This window comes from Bacillus cereus group sp. BfR-BA-01355 (assembly GCF_022663675.1).
Lineage (GTDB): Bacteria > Bacillota > Bacilli > Bacillales > Bacillaceae_G > Bacillus_A > Bacillus_A thuringiensis_S.
Genome location: NZ_JAKUFY010000228.1, coordinates 1 through 2,824, shown reverse-complemented (window position 1 = coordinate 2,824; position 2,824 = coordinate 1). Strand labels below are relative to the sequence as shown.

The following is a 2,824-nucleotide window of genomic DNA, read 5'->3' as shown; positions in this document are numbered from 1 at the left end:
ATTCAAATATCCTCGTGCTAATGCGATACCTCCTATATAAAGTTCACCTACTGTCCCAATAGGGACAAGTTTTTTAGCTTCATTTAATACATATACCTCTACATTGGGAATAGATCGACCAATAGGTGGTGTCCCTTTGCCGCTATAAATGTCTATAGTAGCAACCGATGCTTCTGTTGGACCATATGCATTTATAAAGAGGTGATTTTTCACCCATCGTTTTGCCACTTGTTCACTACAGACTGAACCCGCAGAAATAACAGTTTGTAATTCCTCAAATTTAGATTCATCTAACAGATTTAGTACCGTAGGTGGTAAAAATGCATGCGTAATTTTTTTTTCTAGCAAAAACTGGGTAAGTGGCTCGACTGGCATAATATCTTGTTGACCACATACATATAAAGTTCCACCAGACACCAGAGTTGCGAAGATATCATATAGTGAAACATCAAATGCAATTGAAGAAAACTGAACTACCTTACTACCCGTATTTAATTTTGTAAAATTAATGCTGGCATTAATAAAATTACATAGACCTTTTTGTTCATAAAGGACACCCTTTGGATTTCCTGTGGATCCAGATGTATAAATTACATATGCCAAATTATCTGGTTTAACTTCAATTGTAGGATTTATATTTTTTTCTCTCGAAATATTCATTTCATGTTCTTTTATATCAATACAATCTATTTCTTTAGGTATCCACTGTGTTAGATGACTTTGTGTCAGCAATACTTGTATGTTGGCATCTTTCAAGATATATTCAAGCCTCTTTGTTGGATATGCGGGATCTAGTGGGACATATGCGCCACCAGCTTTTATTATTCCTAATATACTTACAATCATCTCTAAAGAACGTTCTATATAAACCCCTACCATACTTTCAGGGCCTATGTTTCGTTTTTGTAGATAAAAAGCTAATTGATTTACTTTTTCATTTAATTCCTTATAAGTTAACTGTTGATCTTTATATACCAACGCAACAGAATCTGGATTCTGAATTACTTGCTGTTCAAATAACTCTTGAATCACCACATCTTTTTGATAATTGCCCTCTATGTTAGTCCATTCATGTAATAATTGCTTTTCTTCGTTCTTAGTGAGTATTCTTAGATTCTCAATAGGTTCCTCCGGAAATTGTAAAATTTCATCTAGCCAAATTTCAAAAGATTGAGCCATTCTTTTTATTGTAGAAACCTTAAATAAGTCTGTATTATATTCAAAATCCACTTGTAATCCTGTTGGTATCTCTTCCATTGCTATAGTTATATCAAACTTTGCACCATTCATATGTCTAGGGATTTTTTCTACGCTATGATCTAATAATTTTGGTAACTCTTTTAATTGATTGTGAAAAACAAACATTGTCTGAAATAATGGAGAATAACTCATATCACGTTCTGGTTGTATAGCTTCTATAACTTTTTCAAAAGGAACGTCCTGGTTTTCTTGTGCATCTAACATTTTTTTCTTTATTTGTTGGACCAATTCTTTAAATGTTATATTATTTGAGCAATCTGCACGATAGACTACAGTATTTGCAAAGAATCCAATAAGATTTTCAACTCCTGGATAATTCCTATTTGCAATCGGGCTGCCTACTAAAATATCTTTTTGATTGGTATAACGAGAAAGAAACCCTTGATAACTTGCTAATAATGTGGCGAATAATGTAACGCCTTCCTTAGAATTGAATACTTTTATTTTTTCTAACAATTTATTGGGTATGACAATTTGATACGTATCTCCATTATAGCTTTGTATTATTGGACGAGGATAATCCAATGGGAGTTCCAATATAGGAAGTAAACCGCGTAATTCTTTCCCCCAATATGCTATTTGTTTTTGTATAATGTCTTCTGTTAACCAACTTTTTTGCCATTTTGTAAAATCAATATACTGAACAGGTAAAGGGGGAAGCTTTTCAGTTTCGTTTTCTAAAAATGCCTGATAAAAACTCATCCATTCATTGATAAAGGTATCTAATGACCAGCGATCAAAAATAATATGATGGATGGTACAAAGAAGTACTAACTCTTTATTGTCCATTATTATTAAATGAGTACGTAATAAAGGTCCTTGGCTTAAATCAAATGGCTTTTTAGCTTCTATTTTTGATATATTTTCTATTTTAGATGTTTTATCTTCAGGAGAAAGATAACGCAAATCAATTACTGATAAGGGAACTGTTATATCTTGTTGAACAATTTGCACTGGTTTTCCGTCAACTTCATGAAATACTGTCCGTAGAATTTCATGGCGATGTATTATTGCATTATATCCTTTTTTTAACATCTCAATGTTCCATTTTCCTTTTAAACGCCATGCAATCGGGACATTGTAAAGCGCACTATTTGTTACAATTTTATCCATTATCCATAAACGCTGTTGAGCGAAAGATAATGGTTCGTATTGTTCACGTTTAACTGATTGTAATGGTGTAAAAACATCGATCTCCCCCGTTTTTCCCAATAAAAATGTTAAACGTTTTGAGAAATGTTTAATGGTAGGGTATTCAAATATATCACGTATTTGTACTAGAATTGAAAAATCAACACCTAAACGTGAAGTTATTTTAGTTGCTAGGAGAGAGTGTCCACCTAACTCAAAAAAATTATCGTTTATTCCAATGGCAGAGGAGTCAATCCCTAATACCTCTGACCAAATTTCTACCATTTTTTGCTCTACTCTATTCCGAGGTGCTATATATCCATCGTTCGTTTGTATAATAGAGGCCCATGCAGGTAAAGCATCTTTATCTACCTTCCCATTAACAGTTAATGGCAATGATTCTATCTTGATAAAATGAGCCGGGACCATATAA

At 33.0% G+C, this 2,824-nt stretch carries 1 protein-coding gene; it reads right to left on the bottom strand.

The features are described from left to right. A partial coding sequence (locus tag MR167_RS31105) for a non-ribosomal peptide synthetase (protein WP_242316209.1) occupies positions 1-2,676 on the bottom strand: 2,676 nt, incomplete at its 3' end. Between the last annotated feature and the right edge of the window lie 148 nt (positions 2,677-2,824).